This window comes from Pseudoxanthobacter sp. (assembly GCF_036822375.1).
Taxonomy (GTDB): Bacteria; Pseudomonadota; Alphaproteobacteria; order Rhizobiales; family Segnochrobactraceae; genus Pseudoxanthobacter.
Genome location: NZ_DAISHT010000175.1, coordinates 5,520 through 7,060, shown reverse-complemented (window position 1 = coordinate 7,060; position 1,541 = coordinate 5,520). Strand labels below are relative to the sequence as shown.

The 1,541-nt window shown below is 67.6% G+C and carries 1 protein-coding gene and 1 pseudogene; both read left to right on the top strand.

Translation table 11 applies throughout. The features are described 5' to 3' along the window. Positions 1-1,064, top strand: a 1,064-nt coding sequence (locus V7067_RS13840) for a PilZ domain-containing protein (RefSeq protein WP_334176490.1), incomplete at its 5' end; no start/stop codon positions are given. Between the two features lies 1 nt (position 1,065). Then, positions 1,066-1,541: pseudogene (locus V7067_RS13835) on the top strand (hypothetical protein); the annotation flags it as partial.

The following is a 1,541-nucleotide window of genomic DNA, read 5'->3' as shown; positions in this document are numbered from 1 at the left end:
GCTCGCGCTGGGCGCAGGGCATGCTGCAGATCCTGATGCTGAAGAACCCGGTCGGGCGGCCGGGGCTGCGCTTTGCGCAGCGTCTGTGCTATTTCACCAACCCGATGTTCTGGCTCTTTCCCATGGGCCGGCTCATCTTCATTATATCGCCGCTGCTTTACCTGTTCTTCGGCCTGCAGATTTTCTCGTCTTCCGGCGGTGAGTTCGTCGCCTATACGTTCACGTACATGATCGTGAACCTGATGATCCAGAATTATCTCTATGGCCGCTATCGCTGGCCATGGATATCTGAATTATACGAATATATTCAGGCCATTTATCTTTTCCGCGCCATCATTGCCGTGGTGCTGAGCCCGCGCAAGCCGACCTTCAAGGTGACGTCGAAGGGCGACACGCTGGATGAAAATCAGGTGTCGGAACTGGCGGCGCCCTATTTTGTGATGTTCCTGCTCATTCTGGTCGGCGTCGGCATGACGTTCTGGCGGCTGTGGTCGCAGCCCTATCTGGCCGACATCACCACGGTGGTGGGCGGCTGGAACGTGTTCAACCTGCTGATGGCGGCCGCCGCCATCGGCGTGGTGTGCGAGCGGCGCAACCTGCGCCGCGCGCCGCGCGTGCGGCTGTCGCGCATGGGCGAACTGGAGGTGTTCGGCCAGCGCGTGCCGGCGATGGTCGAGGACGGCTCGATGGGCGGCCTCAAGGTGCGCGCGCTGGAGGCGCTGGACCGCGAGCCCGGCAAGGGCGAGGAGATCACGTTCTACTTTACGCCGCTCGCCGACATCGCCAACGACGGCCTGCCGCTGGTGGTGCGCAACGTGATGCGCGACGGGCAGGGGGTGCATTTCGGCTGCCAGCCGACACGCAGCGATCCGCTGCACTTCAAGCTGATGGCCGACCTCGTTTATGCCGATTCCAGCCAGTGGTCGGCCTTTCAGGAGGCGCGGCGCAAGCGCATCGGCGTGTTGCGGGGCACGCTGTTCTATCTCTATCTGGCGGCCTTCCACTCGGTGCGCGGCATGACTTACCTGATCACGCTGCGCCGCCGCTCGAAGGGCAAGGCGTGACATGACGGGCGCAGCAGCGGTGTTCTCTTCTCTGTGTGCCGCGCCGGCTGCCGGCGGCCGGGCGGGCCGCCGCCGGGCCGGCTGCCTTGCCGCGGGCGTTGTCGCGCTGGTGCTGGCCATGGTGCCGGCCGCGCAGGCGGCAGAGCCGGTGCAACTGGCGCAGGCCGCCGCGCAGCCGCCGGCGAATGCGGCCCCCGCCCAGCCGGCCGCGCCCGCCGGCGGCGGCGGCGCCGATGCCAGCGTGGCAGCGCCGTTCAGCATGCAGCCTTCGACCGACATGCCGCCGGCGGCCAAGGCGCCCGCGCCGTCCGGCGGGCCGGGCGATGAACTGGTGCCGCCGGTGCAGGTGGCAAACCCGCCGCCGGGCAGTCAGGATTTCGTGCCGACCCGCGACGGCGATTTTGTGCCGCCCTCGGGGGGCGACGGCAAGGCATCGTTCGGCATGGGCGGCGGGTCGGATCTGCCGCCGCCGGCCGC